This is a genomic window from Tenacibaculum soleae (assembly GCF_030549005.1).
In the GTDB taxonomy this organism is placed as follows: Bacteria; Bacteroidota; Bacteroidia; order Flavobacteriales; family Flavobacteriaceae; genus Polaribacter; species Polaribacter soleae.
The window spans coordinates 167,375-186,265 of the sequence record NZ_JAUOSW010000003.1 but is presented as its reverse complement, the minus strand read 5'-3'; the positions used below and the strand labels follow the sequence as shown (position 1 = coordinate 186,265).

At 27.8% G+C, this 18,891-nt stretch carries 16 protein-coding genes; 10 read left to right on the top strand and 6 right to left on the bottom strand.

What is annotated here, in order from left to right:
* The first annotated feature begins 50 nt into the window (after positions 1-50).
* On the top strand, positions 51-1,325 hold the full coding sequence (gene glyA, locus Q4586_RS05385; protein ID WP_068705859.1) for a serine hydroxymethyltransferase: 1,275 nt from the start codon (positions 51-53) through the stop codon (positions 1,323-1,325).
* Between the two features lie 46 nt (positions 1,326-1,371).
* On the opposite strand, the gene Q4586_RS05380 is transcribed toward glyA, so the two are convergent.
* Both Q4586_RS05380 and Q4586_RS05375 read right to left on the bottom strand, forming a co-directional pair.
* Positions 1,372-2,748 carry a DNA recombination protein RmuC gene (locus Q4586_RS05380; RefSeq protein WP_303527066.1) on the bottom strand — a complete coding sequence of 459 codons (1,377 nt, stop codon included), beginning with the start codon at positions 2,746-2,748 and terminating at the stop codon, positions 1,372-1,374.
* 87 nt (positions 2,749-2,835) lie between these two features.
* Complete coding sequence (locus Q4586_RS05375) at positions 2,836-4,353, bottom strand: reverse transcriptase domain-containing protein (RefSeq protein ID WP_303527063.1); 1,518 nt, start codon at positions 4,351-4,353, stop codon at positions 2,836-2,838.
* A gap of 464 nt (positions 4,354-4,817) precedes the next feature.
* Here Q4586_RS05375 and Q4586_RS05370 point away from each other — a divergent pair, with 464 nt between their 5' ends.
* From Q4586_RS05370 to Q4586_RS05355, 4 genes are all read left to right on the top strand, one after another.
* A complete protein-coding gene (locus Q4586_RS05370; protein WP_303527061.1) occupies positions 4,818-5,540 on the top strand; it encodes a hypothetical protein in 723 nt (240 codons plus the stop codon).
* A gap of 49 nt (positions 5,541-5,589) precedes the next feature.
* Entirely contained in the window at positions 5,590-6,141 is a 552-nt protein-coding gene (locus tag Q4586_RS05365; protein WP_068705862.1) for a 1-acyl-sn-glycerol-3-phosphate acyltransferase, read from the top strand.
* A gap of 109 nt (positions 6,142-6,250) precedes the next feature.
* Positions 6,251-7,585: a DEAD/DEAH box helicase gene (locus Q4586_RS05360; protein ID WP_303527056.1), complete on the top strand. Its 1,335-nt coding sequence runs from the start codon at positions 6,251-6,253 to the stop codon at positions 7,583-7,585.
* A 173-nt stretch (positions 7,586-7,758) separates the two neighbouring features.
* Entirely contained in the window at positions 7,759-8,220 is a 462-nt protein-coding gene (locus Q4586_RS05355) for a cold-shock protein (RefSeq protein ID WP_068705866.1), read from the top strand.
* Between the two features lie 60 nt (positions 8,221-8,280).
* On the opposite strand, the gene Q4586_RS05350 is transcribed toward Q4586_RS05355, so the two are convergent.
* The 3 genes from Q4586_RS05350 to Q4586_RS05340 all read right to left on the bottom strand — a co-directional run bounded on the left by Q4586_RS05350 (position 8,281) and on the right by Q4586_RS05340 (position 11,958).
* Complete coding sequence (locus tag Q4586_RS05350; RefSeq protein ID WP_141677711.1) at positions 8,281-8,694, bottom strand: helix-turn-helix transcriptional regulator; 414 nt, start codon at positions 8,692-8,694, stop codon at positions 8,281-8,283.
* Between the two features lie 560 nt (positions 8,695-9,254).
* A complete protein-coding gene (locus tag Q4586_RS05345) occupies positions 9,255-10,583 on the bottom strand; it encodes a sensor histidine kinase (RefSeq protein WP_303527047.1) in 1,329 nt (442 codons plus the stop codon).
* Between the two features lies 1 nt (position 10,584).
* Entirely contained in the window at positions 10,585-11,958 is a 1,374-nt protein-coding gene (locus tag Q4586_RS05340; protein ID WP_303527045.1) for a sigma-54-dependent transcriptional regulator, read from the bottom strand.
* Between the two features lie 164 nt (positions 11,959-12,122).
* Here Q4586_RS05340 and Q4586_RS05335 point away from each other — a divergent pair, with 164 nt between their 5' ends.
* The 5 genes from Q4586_RS05335 to Q4586_RS05315 all read left to right on the top strand — a co-directional run bounded on the left by Q4586_RS05335 (position 12,123) and on the right by Q4586_RS05315 (position 18,036).
* Positions 12,123-13,370 (top strand): efflux RND transporter periplasmic adaptor subunit, encoded by a 1,248-nt coding sequence (locus Q4586_RS05335; protein ID WP_303527043.1) that lies wholly within the window; start codon positions 12,123-12,125, stop codon positions 13,368-13,370.
* Between the two features lie 67 nt (positions 13,371-13,437).
* Positions 13,438-14,139, top strand: coding sequence for an ABC transporter ATP-binding protein (locus Q4586_RS05330; protein WP_068705873.1), 702 nt, complete (start codon positions 13,438-13,440; stop codon positions 14,137-14,139).
* A 16-nt stretch (positions 14,140-14,155) separates the two neighbouring features.
* Positions 14,156-16,582, top strand: coding sequence for an ABC transporter permease (locus Q4586_RS05325; RefSeq protein WP_303527039.1), 2,427 nt, complete (start codon positions 14,156-14,158; stop codon positions 16,580-16,582).
* Between the two features lie 263 nt (positions 16,583-16,845).
* Positions 16,846-17,493 (top strand): response regulator transcription factor, encoded by a 648-nt coding sequence (locus tag Q4586_RS05320; RefSeq protein WP_303527037.1) that lies wholly within the window; start codon positions 16,846-16,848, stop codon positions 17,491-17,493.
* Between the two features lie 123 nt (positions 17,494-17,616).
* Positions 17,617-18,036 carry a hypothetical protein gene (locus Q4586_RS05315; protein WP_068705877.1) on the top strand — a complete coding sequence of 140 codons (420 nt, stop codon included), beginning with the start codon at positions 17,617-17,619 and terminating at the stop codon, positions 18,034-18,036.
* 111 nt (positions 18,037-18,147) lie between these two features.
* Here the strand turns inward: Q4586_RS05315 and Q4586_RS05310 are convergent, their stop codons facing one another.
* Positions 18,148-18,759, bottom strand: a complete 612-nt coding sequence (locus tag Q4586_RS05310; protein WP_068705879.1) for a DEAD/DEAH box helicase — start codon at positions 18,757-18,759, stop codon at positions 18,148-18,150.
* Between the last annotated feature and the right edge of the window lie 132 nt (positions 18,760-18,891).

The window sequence follows — 18,891 nt, the reverse complement described above, 5'->3', positions numbered from 1 at the left end:
ATTAATTAATAAAATTAGTATTTTTGGTTACTTATTTAACAACACAAAAAATGCAAAAAGATCATCAAATATTTGATTTAATTCAAGAAGAGAAAGAACGTCAGCTAAATGGTTTAGAGTTGATTGCTTCTGAAAACTTTGTAAGTGAGCAAGTAATGCAAGCGCAAGGTTCTATTTTAACTAATAAATATGCGGAAGGATATCCTGGTAAACGTTATTACGGTGGATGTGAAGTAGTAGATGTTGTAGAACAAATAGCGATTGATAGAGCAAAAGAGTTATTTGGCGCAGAATATGTAAATGTACAGCCACACTCAGGCTCGCAAGCAAATACAGCTGTTTTTGCAGCGTGTTTAAATCCTGGAGATACTATTTTAGGTTTTGATTTATCTCACGGAGGGCATTTAACACACGGGTCGCCAGTAAATTTTTCAGGTAAATTATACAATCCTGTTTTTTATGGAGTAGATAAAGCTACTGGACTTATTGATTACAATCATTTAGAGCAGCAAGCTAAAGAACATAAACCAAAGTTAATTATTGCAGGAGCTTCGGCTTATTCTCGCGATATGAATTTTGAAAAATTTAGAGAGATTGCTGATAGTGTAGGTGCTATTTTAATGGCTGATATTTCGCATCCGGCAGGTTTAATAGCAAAAGGTATTTTATCTGATCCATTACCGCATTGTCATATTGTTACCACAACAACACACAAAACATTACGTGGACCTCGTGGAGGAATGATTATGATTGGTAAAGATTTTGAAAATCCGTTTGGATTAAAATTAAAATCAGGAAAACTAAAGAAAATGTCTACATTGATTAATTCTGCTGTTTTTCCAGGAAATCAAGGTGGGCCATTAGAGCATGTTATTGCAGCAAAAGCAATTGCTTTTGGTGAAGCTTTAACGGATGAATTTTTAGAATATCAAATTCAAGTAAAAGAAAATGCACAAGCAATGGCGAAAGCTTTTGTAGCAAAAGGATATGATATTATTTCTGGTGGAACAGACAATCACTGTATGTTAATTGATTTAAGAAATAAAGATATTACAGGTAAAGATGCAGAAATTGCTTTAGGAAAAGCTGATATTACGGTAAATAAAAATATGGTTCCTTTTGATACTCAAAGTCCGTTTGTAACTTCAGGTATTCGTATTGGTACATCAGCTATAACTACGCGTGGTTTACTTGAAGAAGATATGCAAATAGTTGTTGATTTTATTGATGAAGCAATTAAAAACCATGATAATGACGAAGCTTTGTTAGAAATTGCTAATAAAGTAGAAGAAATGATGAGCGCTAGAAGGTTATTTGTAATGTAAAACAATATACTTTAACATAAAAAAAGCAGCCAATTGGCTGCTTTTTTTATTCATTATCGTTTGCACGTTCTATAATTTTTTGTGGTAATGCCTTTTTAGCTTTGGCTCCCATTTTTTTAAGTTTCTCTACACTTGTTATTAGGTTTCCTCTACCATCAACTAACTTATTCATAGCGCTATTGTAATCAGCTTTAGAAGCATCAATTTTTTTACCAATACCAATTAAATCTTGCAATAAACCTTCAAATTTATCATACAAAGCACCCGCTTGCCTTGCTATTTCTAAAGCATTTCGTTGTTGTTTTTCATTATTCCACATTGTATCAATAGTACGTAAAGTAGCTAGTAGCGTGGTTGGTGTTACAATTACAATATTTTTTTCAAAAGCTTTATTATATAAGGTATTGTCTTGATTTAAAGCTACTGCAAAGGCAGGTTCAATTGGCACAAAAAGTAATACAAAATCTGGCGAAGCTATTTTATAAAGATCTTCATATTTTTTTTCTGATAATTGCTCTACATGACGCTTTAATGAATTTACATGCTCTTTTAAAAAGCGTTCTTTTTCTTGAGTATCATCTGTATTTACAAATTGTTCATAGGCAGTTAAAGAAACTTTTGAGTCAACAATCATTTTTTTATTATCAGGTAAATGAATAACAACATCGGGTAAAACACGCTTACCATCATCATTTGTAAAAGATTGTTGCACAAAATACTCTCTATCTTTTTCTAATCCTGATTTTTCTAAAACACGTTCCAACACTAATTCACCCCAATTACCTTGTGTTTTACTATCACCTTTTAAAGCTTTGGTTAAGTTAATAGTTTCTTTACTCATTTGTAAGTTCATTTCTTTTAAGCCTACAATTTGTTGGCGTAAAGCTGAATGATAATCAATACTTTCTTTATGAGTTTTATCAACTTTATCTTCAAAAGTTTTAATTTTTTCTTGAAGCGGATTTAAAATATTTTTAATATTCTCTTTATTCTGTTCAGTAAATTTATTCGATTTTTCATCCAAAATTTTATTCGCTAAGTTTTCAAATTCTTTGGTGAATTTATCTTGTAGTTTTTCAACCTCTTCTTTATTTTCACTTAATTTAAGTTGTAAGTTTTTAAGTTCTTCATTTTTTCGAGCTAACTCAACCGATAAAAATTCTTTTTCTCTACGAACCTCTTCCGTTTCTTTAGCTTGATTTTCTATCCGAAGTAATAAATCTTCTTTTTGTTGTGCAACTGTTTTTTCTCTTTCGCTTTTTTGAATCTCAAAATTTTTAATACTAGCATTAAGCGTATTGTTTTCTTTTTCTAAAATATCTGTTACATTTTTTAGGTTTAACTTACCTAATAAATAGCCTATAAAACCGCCTAAAATTAATCCAGAAACGATAGTGATAATTAATAACAATGTTGTGCTCATTTAAATGAAAATAAAATTAATTGAATAAGCAAATATACAGCAACCGATTATAAAAACACATGTAATTGTTATTGAAAACCACAGGTGTTATTTGTTTTTGATATTAGAGAAATCGTATTTATTAATTGTTTTCTGAAGTATTTTCCAGTGATTACGTAATTGTCTTTTTATTTCAGGAGCATTTAAATCTTCAGAAGCCCTATATGCATAACGCAAGTAGTTTCCTCTAAATTTTCTATGGTAATATTCTGTTATAGCTTTCCCTTCTACGAAATCAGTTTTTTTTGCTGGTAACTCTCTTGTTTTAACGCCTTTGTAACTATATGATCTATAAAGTTTCCTTTTAAATAAAGGAGCTTCATCAAGTAGTAAGGTTTCTTTAATATGCTCAACTCTTTTATGTTTTCTTTTTACAGTTTGTTTCATTTCTCTATAAAACTGCGCAAGATTTTTAGACTTTATTAAAGTTTGATATCCATAAAACTCAAAACCCAAATAGTTTAAAGGAAAGTTCTCTTGCAAACTATTATCCTTTTTTATTTTAAAGGACTGTAAACGATTATTAGTTATTTTAAAAAGTGTTTTTTCTGTTTTCTCTTTTGATATTTTTAAATCAATTTTTGCAACTTCATTTATAATAAAATCTTGAACAAAATTTATTTCATTTTCTTTACATAACACCACAATATCATCAGAATATCGCCTGTAAAATACATTATGTTTTATGGTAAGTTCATTAATTACAGCTTCATCAAAACTTAGCATATACATATTAGCAAGTAATGCACTTATTGGTAAACCTTGCGGAATACCAATTAACTCTTTGTTTTTATTCTTTTTTTGATTTTTATGAATTATAATATCTGATTCTAATAACTCATGTATGTTATCAAAGAACGTGTGTTTACCATTTTTTTTATGTTTAGCCAATTCCTTTTCATCAAAGTGATTATTTTTTGTTTTTAGATCATTTAATTTTACATAAGAAAACCTTGTAACAGCTTTAAAAATATTAAAATGATCTTTTGGCAAGCTTTTGTGACCAAGAATTTTTGCCCAAGCCAATTTTAATTTTTTATGATTTAGAGAAGGAAAGAAATTTTCAATATCTAAAACCAGTGCAACACAATTTTCTCTTTTTTTTATTTCATCAAAAACATCTTTAGCAAAATGTACGTTGTTTTTAAATTTTAGTTTATCGGCTGTTTCTATTTGCCTATATGCTGTTATGGCGCTTGATAGTAATTCGTTTTTTCTTAAATAGGTTTCATATTTAGGAGTAATTATTTTTTGTGTATAATAAGAATAAACATGTGCATCTATATGAGTTGCATATAAAATTTCTCTAATTTTAGAATTAGAAACCATTTTATCAGCTTCATTCATTTTTTTATGCGAACGTCTAAATTCTCCTTTAAATTCAGATTCTTTATACCTGCGTTGTTTAATTTCTTTAAAAATTAAAGGTAAAAAAGAGTGCTTTGCTATTTTTTTAGAGTTAGAAATATAGGTTTTTACTTTTTCTCTAACAGATGTTGGTATCTTATTAGAAAAATGTGGGTATCCTCTGTTTTTAAACCAATCTTTTTCTTTTTTATTTATCATAGCGAACAAAAGTAAGAGAAGTTCTCGCTCGGTATTTAATATAATAAACGTAACATCATTAAATGACTGAGCTATTAACCGTATTCACGATTCCCGATGCAATTGAACGTACATTTGCCTTTAGAGACATGTGTGCAGCTAATAAGAAACTTAAACCTTATACTAATGATAGTAAATAAATTCAAGCACTTTAGGTTCTCTCAAATATTTATATATATGATAGAAGCCTTAACTTTATTTCTTTACTTAACAGAAGATATATCGGATATATCGATGTTAAGTAAAGGAAATTACACTTTAACTAATTCACGTATTCATTAATCCCCATATAAAAAGGTCTGAATTAATTGAAATAAAAAATTTACAATGGCTCAATAAATGTTTATTAAAAATAACTAAAGAACTTCTCTGTTTTATATTGTAAATATAGTTTTTTTCATATTTTTAAAGAAATTTAATTGAAAATGAAAAATGATTTTAAAATAGGAGAGATAGTTACATTAAAAACGCACCCTTTACTATACAATTTAAAAATAAAAGGAGATGGGAAGTTAGTACCACCTTTTATGATAGTTAAAGAGGTTTTTATTGAAGCTAAAACTAAAAAAATATACTCGGAAGAGTTGGGCAAAAAAATAGCTGATAGAGTTAAATATACTTGTGCTTTTTTTGATGATAATAGAACTGAATTTAAAGAGGTTACTTTATACGAATCGATGTTAGCTAAATATAATGAGATTTATATAGCACGGATTGATGAGAATAAAATAGAAAAAGGTGCAAATTATAAATCATTAATAGAAGAAGTAAAAGATTATTCTATTCCTAAATACGATTATTCTAAAATAGTTTTTTTCAAAACAAAAAAGTTTGAAATTTTTAAGAAAAGGGATTCTATAAAAACCGATGGAGAAAAGGATGGAAAAACACCAAAACTACAATATATTGTAAACTATTCTTCACCAGACTTTGTTTTATGTGGAATTAAAAATAACGATAATCAAACAGAATATTATCCAAATGGTAATTTAAAGAAAGAGACTGCCGATATATTATTTAAAGTAAAATGGTTTAATGCTAGTCAAATGAAATTTAGTGATATTTATTTACCTGCAGAATGTTTTACTGATATTCAACCATTTCCATCAAAAAAGCCTTATAACGTTAAGGAATCAGTAGAGAACTAAACTCTACAATAAAAAAATAAAGAGTATTTTTGCAACTTATTTATACTAGATGTTATCTAAATTTATATTTACTACAGTTTTAGGATGGAAGTTTGATGGAGAGTTTCCGAAAGAGCTTAAAAAATACGTGTTAATAGGAGCGCCTCATACTAGTTGGAAAGACTTTTATGTAGGTTTGTTTTCTAAAAACATAACTAAAACACGTCTTAATTTTGTAGGAAAAAAATCATTATTTAAACCTCCTTTTGGTTTTTTTTTTAAAGCGTTAGGTGGCGCCCCTATTGATAGAACTAAAAGCACTAATGTTGTAGATGCAATTGTAAATATTTTTAACTCGAAAGATGAATTTAAATTAGCTATATCACCAGAAGGAACCAGACAATATGTTGATAAATGGAAAACAGGATTTTACTATATTGCTAAAGGTGCTAATGTACCAATAGTAATGCTTGGTTTTGATTTTGAAAATAAACGTGTACGATTATCGAAACCATTTTATGTAACGAATGATATAAAAGCTGACTTTGCACATTTTTATGAGTTTTATAAAAATATAAAAGGAGCAAATCCAACATTATTTAATAACAAAAACCTACTTTAAAAGTAGGTTTTTTAAATTTAAATCAGCATATTTTTCTTTTAAAATAAGAAGAAACTTAAATTGATAGTATATCCTATAAAGTGTAAGTATCTTTGCAAAAAATAAATTTATGTCAAAACAGTTTTCTGATTTAGGAATTAACAAACAGTTACAACAAAGCTTAGCTGATTTAAAAATTTCGGTACCAACAAGCGTACAAGAAAAAACAATTCCGGTTATATTAAATAGAAAAAAAGATCTTGTTGTTTTGGCAAAAACAGGAACAGGAAAAACAGCTTCGTTTGGTTTACCTTTATTGCAATTAATCGATGTAGAGTCAACAAAATTACAAGCAATAATATTAGCGCCAACAAGAGAGCTAGGACAGCAGATATATACTAATTTAGTTTCATTTGCAACACATAATTTAGCCATATCAATCGCAGCTGTTTGTGGTGGAACGCCAATTAAACCACAAATTGAGCGTTTACAAAAAGTAACACATATTGTAGTAGCAACACCAGGACGTTTGGCAGATTTAATTAAAAGAAATGCTATTGATGTTTCGCAAATTTCATACTTTATTTTAGATGAAGCCGATGAAATGGTTAGTGCTTTAAAAGAAGGTTTGGATAGTATTATTAAAGAAGTTCCAAAAAGCAGAAGAACTTTATTGTTTACCGCAACAATGCCAGGAACTGTAAAACAACTGGTTCAGAATTACATGTCTAAAAATGTACTTCAAATTGAAGCGGATATGGAAACTGTAGGTCATCAAGGTATTGAGCATCAATATGTGGTAGTAAAACCAATCGAAAAACTAGAAGTTTTACTGCATTTTTTAAACTCTAAAGAAGGAAAACGCGGAATTATATTCTGTAAAACAAAAGCAGCTGTTAATAAATTAGCTAAAAACTTAGCCATCAATAAATTTTCATCTGGCGCTATTCATGGTAGTTTAACTCAAGGAATTCGTGATCGAATTATGGGACAATTTAGAGAAGGCTATATTGATATATTAGTAGCAACCGATTTAGCTGCTCGAGGCATTGATGTTAAAGAAATTTCGTATGTAGTAAATTATCATTTACCAGATACTTATGATGCTTATGTACATAGAAGCGGGCGAACGGCAAGGGCAGGAGCAACCGGACTTTCACTTACTGTATTACAAGAAGAAGAAATTGATGATATTTCAGATTTTGAAAATGAGTTAGGCATTGTTTTTAAGCCCTTTAAAAAGGCTGATAGTAAAAGTATTGAAGAAAACAATGGTTTATTATGGGCAAAAAAAATATTTAAAACAAAACCTAATCGTGCAGTTTCTGAAGATTTTAAAGCTAAGGTAAAAACGATTTTTCATCATTTAACAAAAGAAGAATTGGTTGATAAAATAATTGCCAATTATCTAGCTGAAAATAATACAGGAAACTCGAAAATAGGTAAGTCTAAAAATAAGGAATAGAACAGTGTTTTCTTTAAATTTGAATTTAATTTCTATTTTATGTAAAAAAAATACAAAAAAATGGAATAAATATTGTAATTTAGAATATATTGGGCAATATGATGATTTTCGTTAAAAATGAAAATTAACATTATTCAAAAAATAAATACAAAAACTATATATTAATTAATCTTATGGCAAAATCTCAGCAATCATTTAACAAGAATGAAAAAGAGAAAAAGCGTTTAAAGAAACGTGAAGATAAAAGAAAAAAGATGGAAGCTCGAAAGGCTGATATAAGAGAGAATGGAAAAACAGGAATTGAATTTGCATATACAGATGCTTATGGAAATTTAACATCTACACCACCAGATCCAGATCAAAAGATAGAGATAAATTTAGAAGACATTCAAGTAAGTGTTCCTAAAACTCTAGAAGGTGATAAAGAAGAATTTGATCCTGTAAGAAAAGGAACTGTTTCTTTTTTCGATTCTTCAAAAGGGTTCGGTTTTATTATAGACGGGGCTGATCAAGAAAAATACTTTACGCATGTTAGTGGAATCATCGATCAGATTTCAGAGAATGATAAAGTTTCTTTTGAACTTGAAAAAGGGATGAAAGGAATGAATGCCGTTAAAGTTACCTTGATTAAATAAACTAATTTTAAAAATTAAAAAGGGATAAATTATATACAATATAATTTATCCCTTTTTTTATTATTGATTAAATTCTTCAAAACTTCCGTCAGTATATAAAAGAACTACTTTTCGTAGTTTTTTTGCACCTCCTGAGAGTTGCGTATTTGAATTAATTACGGGTTCTTCTTCAGATATCGAATTTTCAGAAAACAGAGAAGGTGTTTCTTTTTTATCTTCTTTTAAATTCGTTATTGTTGTTTGTATATCCCTTTTTTCTTTTTTAGGAAAAGATCCTTCATTATACAATAGCCAATATAAATCAACTTCTGGAAATTTATCAATTACCTTCATAACAAAATCTAAGCTAGGTTTATTCCTGCCAGATAATAGGTGAGATATGCTTGAACGAGGCACTTCTATAGTATCAGCAAAAGTTGATGATGTTAAATCGTAATGAGTAATTATTGCTTTTAATCGAGTAAGTAAATCCATAAATAAGTTACAATTGTGAATTACATAAATGAATTGTAAAGGTACACAATTGTAAATTACTATAAAAATCGAATAAGAACAACTATACGTCCTCGTTTGTACTTCATTAAAACTTTAGGTTATGTAGTTTAAATTATTAAAAAACAGTGTTTTATGTACTTAATATAGAGATTTTCAATAGTTTTTAGAGGTTAAGTTGATGTTACGGAAAGAGTCAGGTAAACACATTTGTAAAGATATAGATTTATTTAAACACTTATTTACATATGTAAAAAGCGTGATTTGTTAATGTAAAATGGATATTTAATAACTAATAAACAGAATTATAGCTCTTATAAATTTATAAGTTTACTATTTTTAAGATGTTTAAGTGAGGGTTTATAATGTATATTCAAGTATTATACATAAGATTAAGATATATGAAGCTATAAATACCTAAAACAGCGCGATAATAAGGTTTTTACTCATAATTACAATTGTAAATAACACAAATATATGATTATGTAAATGTAGAATACTACAAACTGAAATAAAAACATCAAGTAATTTACAAATGTAAACTACTTGATGTTTATAAAAGTTAACTTAAAAACAGTCTCATCTATATGTGATACAAACCGAATTGTTCCGTTGTGAGCTTCCATAATACTTTTACTTAAAGTTAAGCCAATTCCAGAACCGTCTTTTCTGGTTGTAAAATATGGAATAAAAATGTTGTCTTTAATATCATTAGAAATACCAATACCGTTATCTATAACAGATAAGTTTATTCGGTTATTCTCTTGATGTAATTTAATTCTGATTTTTGGATTTTCAATACCAACTAAAGCATACAAACAATTAGATAATAAATTTATAAGTACTTGTTCTATTTGTTGTTTGTCAGCATCAATAATTACTTCTTTAGAGAAATCGAATTTTACACTTATTTTTTTAGATGAAAATTCATGTTGAAAAAGCATTAAAGTATTTTTAATAATTTTAGTAAGATCTACTTTCACTTTTTGAGGCAAAGGTAATTCAGCTAACTTTCTATAAGTATCTACAAAAGATGTTAAATGGTATGAACGACGTTTAATTATTTGCAACCCTTGCGATAGCTCTTGTATTGTTTCTTCATCTGTTTGATTTTCTTGTAAAAGAGAATCTAAATTTTCGGCTAAACTACTAATAGGAGTAATGGTATTAATTATTTCGTGAGACATTACATTCATTAATTTATACCAAGCTTCTTTTTCTTTTTTATCAATTAATTGCTGAATAGTTTCTAAAGAAATAATTAAATACTCATATTGATTGGTTTGTGTAACCGAGGTTTTTAAGAAAAAACTTTCTTTTATATCGTTTACATCAATGGTAATAGTATGTTTAATTTCTTGCCATTTAGCTATAAAGTTAGCGAGGTTACCTAGTTTACCTTTCAGTAATTTCCAATTATAAAACTTAGGTATCTTTAAAAATTCGGTAAACGCTTTATTAATTTGAAATACCTCAATATGCTCATTTGTGTCTTTTCTTAAAATAAGAACACCAATACTTAAACTTTCTATAATATTGGTAAGAATTAACGCTTCAGATGTTTTTAAAAGACTTTTTTTTCGGTTTTTTTCTAACAATAAAGCGGTTTTGTTATGTAACTGATTTTCTCTTTTTTTAGATGAAAAAGTATTCGAATAATCATCATGCAACAAACAATCTATCGATTTTTCAATATCAGCAAACAGTTTTGTTAAATAATCAAAAAATAAGAATAGTTGAAAAATAAACAAAAAAGAAAACCCAATAGTATTAATTGAGTATCCGTTTAAATAGGTAAAAAAAACCAGAACTCCGTTTACTATTAATAGTAAAACTCTAATGAGAATTTGAATAAATTGAGGTTTTCCCATTTTATAATTGATGTTTTTCTAGTCGTCTATATAATGCAGCACGGGTTAAGCCTAAATCTTTTGCTGCACGAGAAATATTACCTTGATGCTTTTGTAAAGCTTGTTCAATTAACAACTTTTCAGTTTCTTCTAAGTTTAAACTATTCGCCAATCTAGCTTCTAATTTTTTAGTTGAAAAATGTAAATCTTCTAATTGAATTTCAGTGTTATCTGTAATAATTACAGCACGTTCAACAATATGTTCTATTTCTCTAATATTTCCGGGCCAATGGTATTTTTTTAATCCACCGATGGCTTGTGTACTATATCCGTTTATTTTCTTTCTGTATTTCTGGTTTAGTTTCTTTAAAAAATGATTCGCAAGTAATTCAACATCACCAACACGATCTCGAAGCGGCGGTAAGTTTAATTCGATGGTATTTATTCTAAACAACAAATCCTGACGAAACAATTGCTCTGCTACCATTTTATGAATATTGGCATTTGTAGCACAAATAATTCGCACATCAATAGGGCGTTCTTTACCTTCACCCAAACGAGTTATTTTTCTGTTCTGAACAACCGTTAATAATTTAGATTGTAAATGGAGTGGGAGGTTGCCTATTTCATCTAAAAAAATAGTACCGCCTTTTGCTAATTCAAATCTACCAATAGTATCTTTATGAGCATCAGTAAAAGCTCCTTTTGTATAACCAAATAATTCACTTTCAAATAAATTTTCATTTAAAGAACCTAAATCGACATGAATAAAAGGATGGTTTTTTCTTTCAGATTTTAAATGTATTTCTTTTGCAAATACATATTTACCTGTTCCGTTTTCACCTAAAATTAAAATAGTAGCATCTGTAGGTGCAACTTTTTGCGCCAAGCCAACCGCCGATTTCATTGCTGTAGAAGTACCAATAATGTGTTCAGTTTGTTGATGAAAATCTTTATCATTTAATTTTTGAACGGTTTGTAATTGTGTTGTTTTTCGTTTAGAACGTGATAATTCTATTCCCGAATTTACAATTCCATATAACTTTTCGGTGTTCCAAGGTTTTAATATAAAATCGGTAGCTCCTTTTTTAATCGCATCAACTGCTAAATTTACACTACCAAAAGCTGTCATTAAAAGTACGGTAGTTTCCGGACTTACTTCTTTAATATGCTTTAACCAATACAAACCTTCTTTACCATCTTCATAACCAATACGGTAATTCATGTCTAACAAAACAACATCTATATGGGTTGAAGAAGTTAAATGATTACTTATTTTCTTCGGATTATTTACTGTTATAATTTCGGTAAAATATTTCTTTAAACTAATTCTGGCAGAAAATAATATATCATCATCATCATCTACTATTAATATGGTTGCTTCTTTTTTTCTCATACTACATAGTTAGTCAATTGTTTGAATATGAACAAAAATATGTTCGGTTTTGAACATGTGTAAAATCATTACAAAACTCAAAACCCTGTTTATCAAAGTGTTGCATTTGTGTTTTCTAGTGGCATATTTATGGAGTTAACTATGCCAAACGAAGATAAATTATAATGGATAAGCAGCTACAAACTAAAAACAAAACAACTAAAAAGATGCTAATATGGGGAATTCCAATCGTCTTATTAATGTGTATTATTTTAATGAATTTAACGCGTAAAAAACAAGTTAACATTCATAAAGACAATTTAAGTATTAGAGAGGTTACTCTAGGAAATTTTGAAGATGTTATTCTATTTAATAGTACAGTTGAGCCAAAAACTTCTGTTTTGGTAAATGTCATTCAGGGTGGTTCAGTTTCTGAAATTTATGTAGAAAGCGGACAAATGATAAAAAAAGGAACCCCTTTATTAAAAGTCTACAATCCGAATGCTGAATTAAATTATTTAACGCAAGAAACAGCAATGATTGAGCAGATTAATAATTTAAGAAATTTACGTGTAAGCATTAAAAATCAGCAATTAAGTTTAGATCAACAATTATTGAGTATTAATAATGATTTTAGAAATGCAAAACGTCAATACGATTTAGATAAGAAATTATTCGATAAGGGAGTTGTAGCAAAAAATGATTATGAAAAATCTGCTCAAGAACACTCGTATCAAAAAGAAAGAAACGGTGTAATTAAAAAAAGTGTTTCAGAAGAAAAAAGAAGTAGAGATTTACAATTATTAAGTATAAATTCATCGTTAAATAACATGGGAAAAAGCTTAGAATTGTTAAGAAAAAATAAGGAAAACTTTACTGTAAAAGCACCGGTAGATGGTTTGTTATCGTCTTTTAACCCTATACTAGGAGAAAATTATAATCAAGGACAACCAATCGGAAAAATGGATGTTCTAGACGGTTATAAATTAGTAGCAAATGTTGATGAATACTATATTTCTAAACTTAAAAAGGGAATTAAAGGAAGCGTTTCTGCAAATAATGAAAATTATAAAATAGCCTTATCAAAAATTTATCCTGAAATTAAAAGCGGACAATTTAAAGTAGAATTATTGTTTGAGAAGGATACTTTATCAAACAATATAAAAAGAGGAATGTCTTTAAAAAGTAAAGTTTTTTTATCGGGTAAAACAAAAGCTTTATTAATACCTAAAGGATTATTTTATCAAAGTACTAACGGTAAATGGGTTTTTGTTTTAGACTTTGATAATAAAGCGGTAAAAAGAAACATTAAAATTGGTAGAGAAAACCCTTTTTATTATGAAGTTTTAGAAGGTTTAAAAGAAGGTGATAAAATAATTACTTCAAACTATGATGATTTTAAAAATGTAGAGGAAGTAAATATAAATGAATAAAAAAATATAAATGTTAGTTTGAGCGCAATCGAAAACTATGAAATTAAACGATTAAAAACATATTAAAATGATAAAAATAACAGATTTAGTAAAAATATACAGAACAGAAGAGGTAGAAACAACCGCTTTAAATAAATTAAGTTTAGAGGTTAAAAAAGGGGAATTTGTTTCAATTATGGGAGCATCGGGCTGCGGTAAATCAACTTTATTAAATATTATCGGTTTATTGGATGCTCCAAATGATGGAAGTTATTTATTTGACGAGACAGAAGTTGCTAAATTTAATGAAAAAGAAAGAGCAAGCTTACGTAAAGCAAACATCGGTTTTGTTTTTCAAAACTTTAATTTAATTGATGAGTTAACTGTTTATGAAAATGTAGAATTGCCTTTAATTTATAATAAAGTTAAAGCATCAGAAAGAAAAATAAGAGTTACAGAAATTTTAGAAAGAATAGGTATTGCACACAGAGCAAAACATTATCCATTGCAATTATCTGGTGGTCAGCAGCAAAGAGTTGCTGTTGCAAGAGCTTTGGTTACAAACCCTAAGTTAATTTTAGCAGATGAACCAACAGGAAATTTAGATAGTAAAAGTGGTAATGATGTAATGGAATTATTAACAGAGTTACACGCAACAGGTGCAACAATTGTTATGGTTACGCACTCATCATACGATGCGCAATTTTCATCTAGAGTTATCACTTTAAAAGATGGAGAAGTAATATCTGAGAAAAAAAATGAACACACAATTGATGTTTTAATTAACTAATTTAAAAAGAAGTTTTATGTATCAAATATGGTTAAAAATATTCTTTAGGAATAGTAAGAAGAACTGGTTAAATACATTAATTAATATTAGTGGTTTAACTTTAGGCTTGGCAGGTTTGCTAATTGTTTTATTATATATAAATGAAGAAAAAAGCTATAATCAATGGAACCCTAATAAAGATAATGTATATCGAGTTAACCTTAATCGACCAACATCAGGAGAGGTTTGGTTTACCGTAAATGCAGGAATGTACTTAACATATCCAAAAGAATTGCCAGAAGTAACTAAAGCTTTAATGGTTAATCCATTTTATAGAAGTAAAGTTGTGCAATATAAAGATGGTTTTGAGTTTAATAATAAAACTATCTCAACTGAACCTCAGTTTTTTGATTTTTTCCCGTTTGAAATTTTAGAGGGTTCAACTCAAAAATTTGCTGAAACAAGAAAAAATATAGCGCTATCTAAAGACTATGCAAATAGAATTTTTAAAGGAGAAAAAGTTGTTGGAAACACTGTAAAAATAGATGATGAAAGTTATATAGTAGCTTGTGTTTATAAAATTCCAAAAAATTCACATCAAGAACCTGATCTATTAATGCAATATAGTGAAGATTTTGAGGTGCATTGGGGTAATCATAATAACGAATTATTTTGTAAAATTACTGAAGGAACAGATTTAGAAGCTCTAAAACAAAAGATGGATGCTATAATTATTAATAAAGCATACAAATCTGAAATTGAAGAAAACGGGCTTACCATAGCCGAATTTGAAAGTCGCTATGGTTTTCCGACCGTAGTTTTTGATAAGTTGAATACGATGTATTTACATAATACTGCAAAAAGAGCAGGACCAAGTGGCACAGGAAACTACCAACTGTTAATGGTTTTGTTAGGTTTATCTATATTATTAATAATAATTTCTTGTGTAAATTTTATTAATTTATCTGTTGCTACAGCAACTCAAAGAGCAAAAGAAGTAGGGGTAAAGAAAACACTTGGCTTATCAAAAAAACAACTAACGTTTCAATACATATTTGAAATTGTTTTGCAAGGATTTATATCTTTTATATTATCATTAATTATTGTAGAATTAGCATTGCCTTTTTTTAATGAATTTGTTGAAACAGATATTTCAATACTACATACAAACTCATTATTTACTTTGTTATTATCGGTAATATTTGTATCTCTTTTAGTAGGGAGTATTCCAGCATTTTATCTGTCAAATTTTAAAGCAGTAGAGGTTTTAAAAGGAAGTATTTCTAAAAGTAAAAAAGGAAATTTTATAAGAAATATGATGCTTGGACTTCAATTTTTAATTTCAGGGTTCTTTATTATCAGTATGCTAATTGTTGGTAATCAAATTAATTATATGATGAAAAAAGATTTAGGCTTTGATAAAAAACAAGTCTTATCTGTTGATGTATATAGCTTGCCTAATAAATTTAAAAAATTTAAGTTAGCTCAAGAAGTTTTATCGAAAAATAAAAATATTGTGGCGGTAACAACAAGTATGTTTGTTCCTGGAGAGGGGTTTGTAAATGGTACATCTTTAAGGCATCCTAAAAACGATAAAAGTTTTAATTCTGCGTCAAATTTAGTAGCATATAATTATTTAAATTTTGCTAAGATTAAAATAATAAAAGGAAGAGATTTTTCAAAGGAAATTGCTTCAGATAGTATTAATAAAATTATAATAAATGAAACTGCCGCTAAAAAACTAGGTATTTATAATAAACCTTTAGGAGAAAAATTAACTTTAGGTTGGTTAGACGATAATGATAGTACTAATAATTTTGAAGTAATTGGTATGGTAAAGGATTATCATTTTGATGGTTTTGACACAAAAATTTCACCAATGTTTTTTATTCCTTGGAAAAGTTTTGATTTTACGCATAGATGGATTCCTGCTATTCAGTTTAAAATAAACTCTAATAATATTGATAAAACTATTACAGCGATAGAAACTTTTTGGAAACAAAATATTGATGCAAAATACCCTTTTTCTTATGAGTTTTTAGATAAAAAGTTTGCAAAAACTTATAAGAAGTATCAGAAGCAGCAAACACTATTCCTGGTACTTTCTTTACTAGTTATCTTAATATCATTATTAGGGTTGTTTGCCTTAGCAACTTTAACAATTCAACAACGATTAAAAGAAGTTGCTATTCGTAAAACACTTGGCGCATCAGTAAAAGAAATTATGTTCCAATTGTTGCAGAATTTTTTAAAGATTGTACTAATTTCTTCAATAATATTAATTCCAATAGCTTATTATTTTATGCAAAATTGGTTGCAAAACTTTGTTTATAGGATAGATATGCCAGTGTTACCTTATGTTTTAACGCCTATTATTTTAATCATCTTGGTGTTTATTGTTGTTGGTTTTAAAGCTTATAAAGCAACAAAAATTGATTTAATTAAATATTTAAAGTTTGAGTAATATATCAAAAAGGCAGCTCATAAAATAACATGTATTTATGAGCTTCTTTTTTAATTAATTATTTTTATTTAAAGACTTATAACTATTGTAACTTTTGCTGAAAAACATGTAAGTTATTCAAAAGAATAATGGTTATTATTTTATAAAAGAAGATAATAACTATTTCTATATGATATTATACAATTCAAAAGGATTTTAAATACCTTCGTTTTATTATTTAAAATTATTAAAACCTAAAGTAAGTTTATAATAACCTATAAAGTATGATAACACAATATTCAATTATAATAGTAGACGATCATAGTATGTTTTTAGATGGTTTGCGTAGTATTATTTCTGAAGAAAAAAATATAGATATAATATTAACAGCCACAAAAGGAACACAGGTACTTAAGTATTTACAAATAAATCCTACACAAAAAGTAGATTTAATAATTACAGATATTAATATGCCTGAAATGGATGGTGTTGCTTTAAACAAGGCTATAAAAGAGCAATTCCCAACAATAAAAACATTAGTTGTTAGTATGCTGGAAGATCCTGTTAAAGTTCAAAATTTAATTGAATCAAAAGCAAATGGTTATTTATCAAAAAATGCTGAAAAAACTGAATTATTAAAAGCCATAAAAATTATTTTAAATGGCGAAAATTATTTTTCACCAAGAATAAAAAGTATTTTAATGGAAGCCATGTTTACAGCTAAAACAAAATCTCAAGTTTCATTAACAAAAAGGGAAAAAGAAGTTTTAAAACTTATAGCTAAAGAATTTACCACTAAAGAAATTGCATCACAATTATTTTTAAGTAAACATACAATAGAAAGTTATCGAAAAAATTTAATTTCAAAATTAAATGTACGTAATCTTGCTGGTTTAACACGTTATGCTATGGAAGAAGGCCTTTTAGATTAACATAAATAATTATACCCCTGAAAACAGGGGGGTATAATTTCACGGTATTTCGTCTGAAATAAATATATTAATTCCTGCAATTTTGCAGCATACATTTATACAATCAATTAAAAAATAAAAATTATGATTTACGGAATTACATTAATCCTTTTAAGTATCATCGCAGTACCTTCTTTAATTTTAGCAAAGAAACCTAATGCACAAGAATTATTAGATAAAATTGAGCCTTATCAAGGTTGGATTGGTTTGGTTTTTTGTTTAGCAGGTGTATGGGGTATTATTTCTGCTTTTTTAAATATGGGATGGATAACCTCATTACCTATTTGGTGGGTAACTCTTTTAGCAGGAAGTGTAGTGCAAGCTGTATTAGGGTTTATGTTAGGTTTTGGAATGATTAATAAAATATTATTAAGTAAAAATGAAGCTGCACAAGAAAAAGCTGCTTTGTTAAGAGAAAAATTAGCTCCAAAACAAGGAAAATTAGGAATCTTCGGACTTATTGTTGGAGGATGGATGATTGTAGCATCAATATTATTTATATAAGCATACAAAATAGTGAAAAAGAAGGGGAATCTAAAAAGTAATTTTTAGATAATTAAAGCCTGTGCATTTTATAATTGTGCAGGTTTTTTTATTATTTTGATAAAACAAAAATTAAACAGCAACTAATTTTGCATATTTCATAAAATAATCTTCTAAACGTTTTAAAATAGGGGGCATTTTTTCTGAATACATTACAAACTGACATTTATTAATGCTTTGAGTAATAGCCATAACAGCAGTGTAAGCAGAGTTTTGAGTTAAAAAATCAGCATCGTCAATACAAAATATTTTTACCTGTGAAATACTTAATCCCTCTAATAATAATAGTTTATTTACTATTTTAGGTGTGGCTATTAAAACATCAATGCCTTCAAATATTTCAGATTTTATTACATCAATATGAAGTCTTTCATCACCAAAATATACCCGTAAAGGATGATGTCTTGTATATTTTAAAAACTCATTGTACAACTCTAATACTTTCTCATTATTTTCTGCTAAAATAATAGCTCTAGGAGCATTTCCAATAGCTTCAAATTTTAATTTATGTAATGTAGTAAGTACCAGCGCAGTTGTTTTTCCACTACCAACTGAAGCCGTACAGAAAACGTTTGAACCACTTTTTATTACAGGAATACTTGCTTTTTGAAAAGGTGTAGGTGTCGTTATATTAAGAGAGGTTAATTTTTCTTTTATATCAACATGTAATTTTTTAAATGGCATAAAATAATTGTTTAATTGTACTGATTAAGTAAAAGCGACAAATATACAATTAAATGGCTGTTTTTGTAATTTAATGTTTTTTATAATGAGCATTATTAATAAAAAAGTAGCTGAAAAAACACAGTTTTAAAA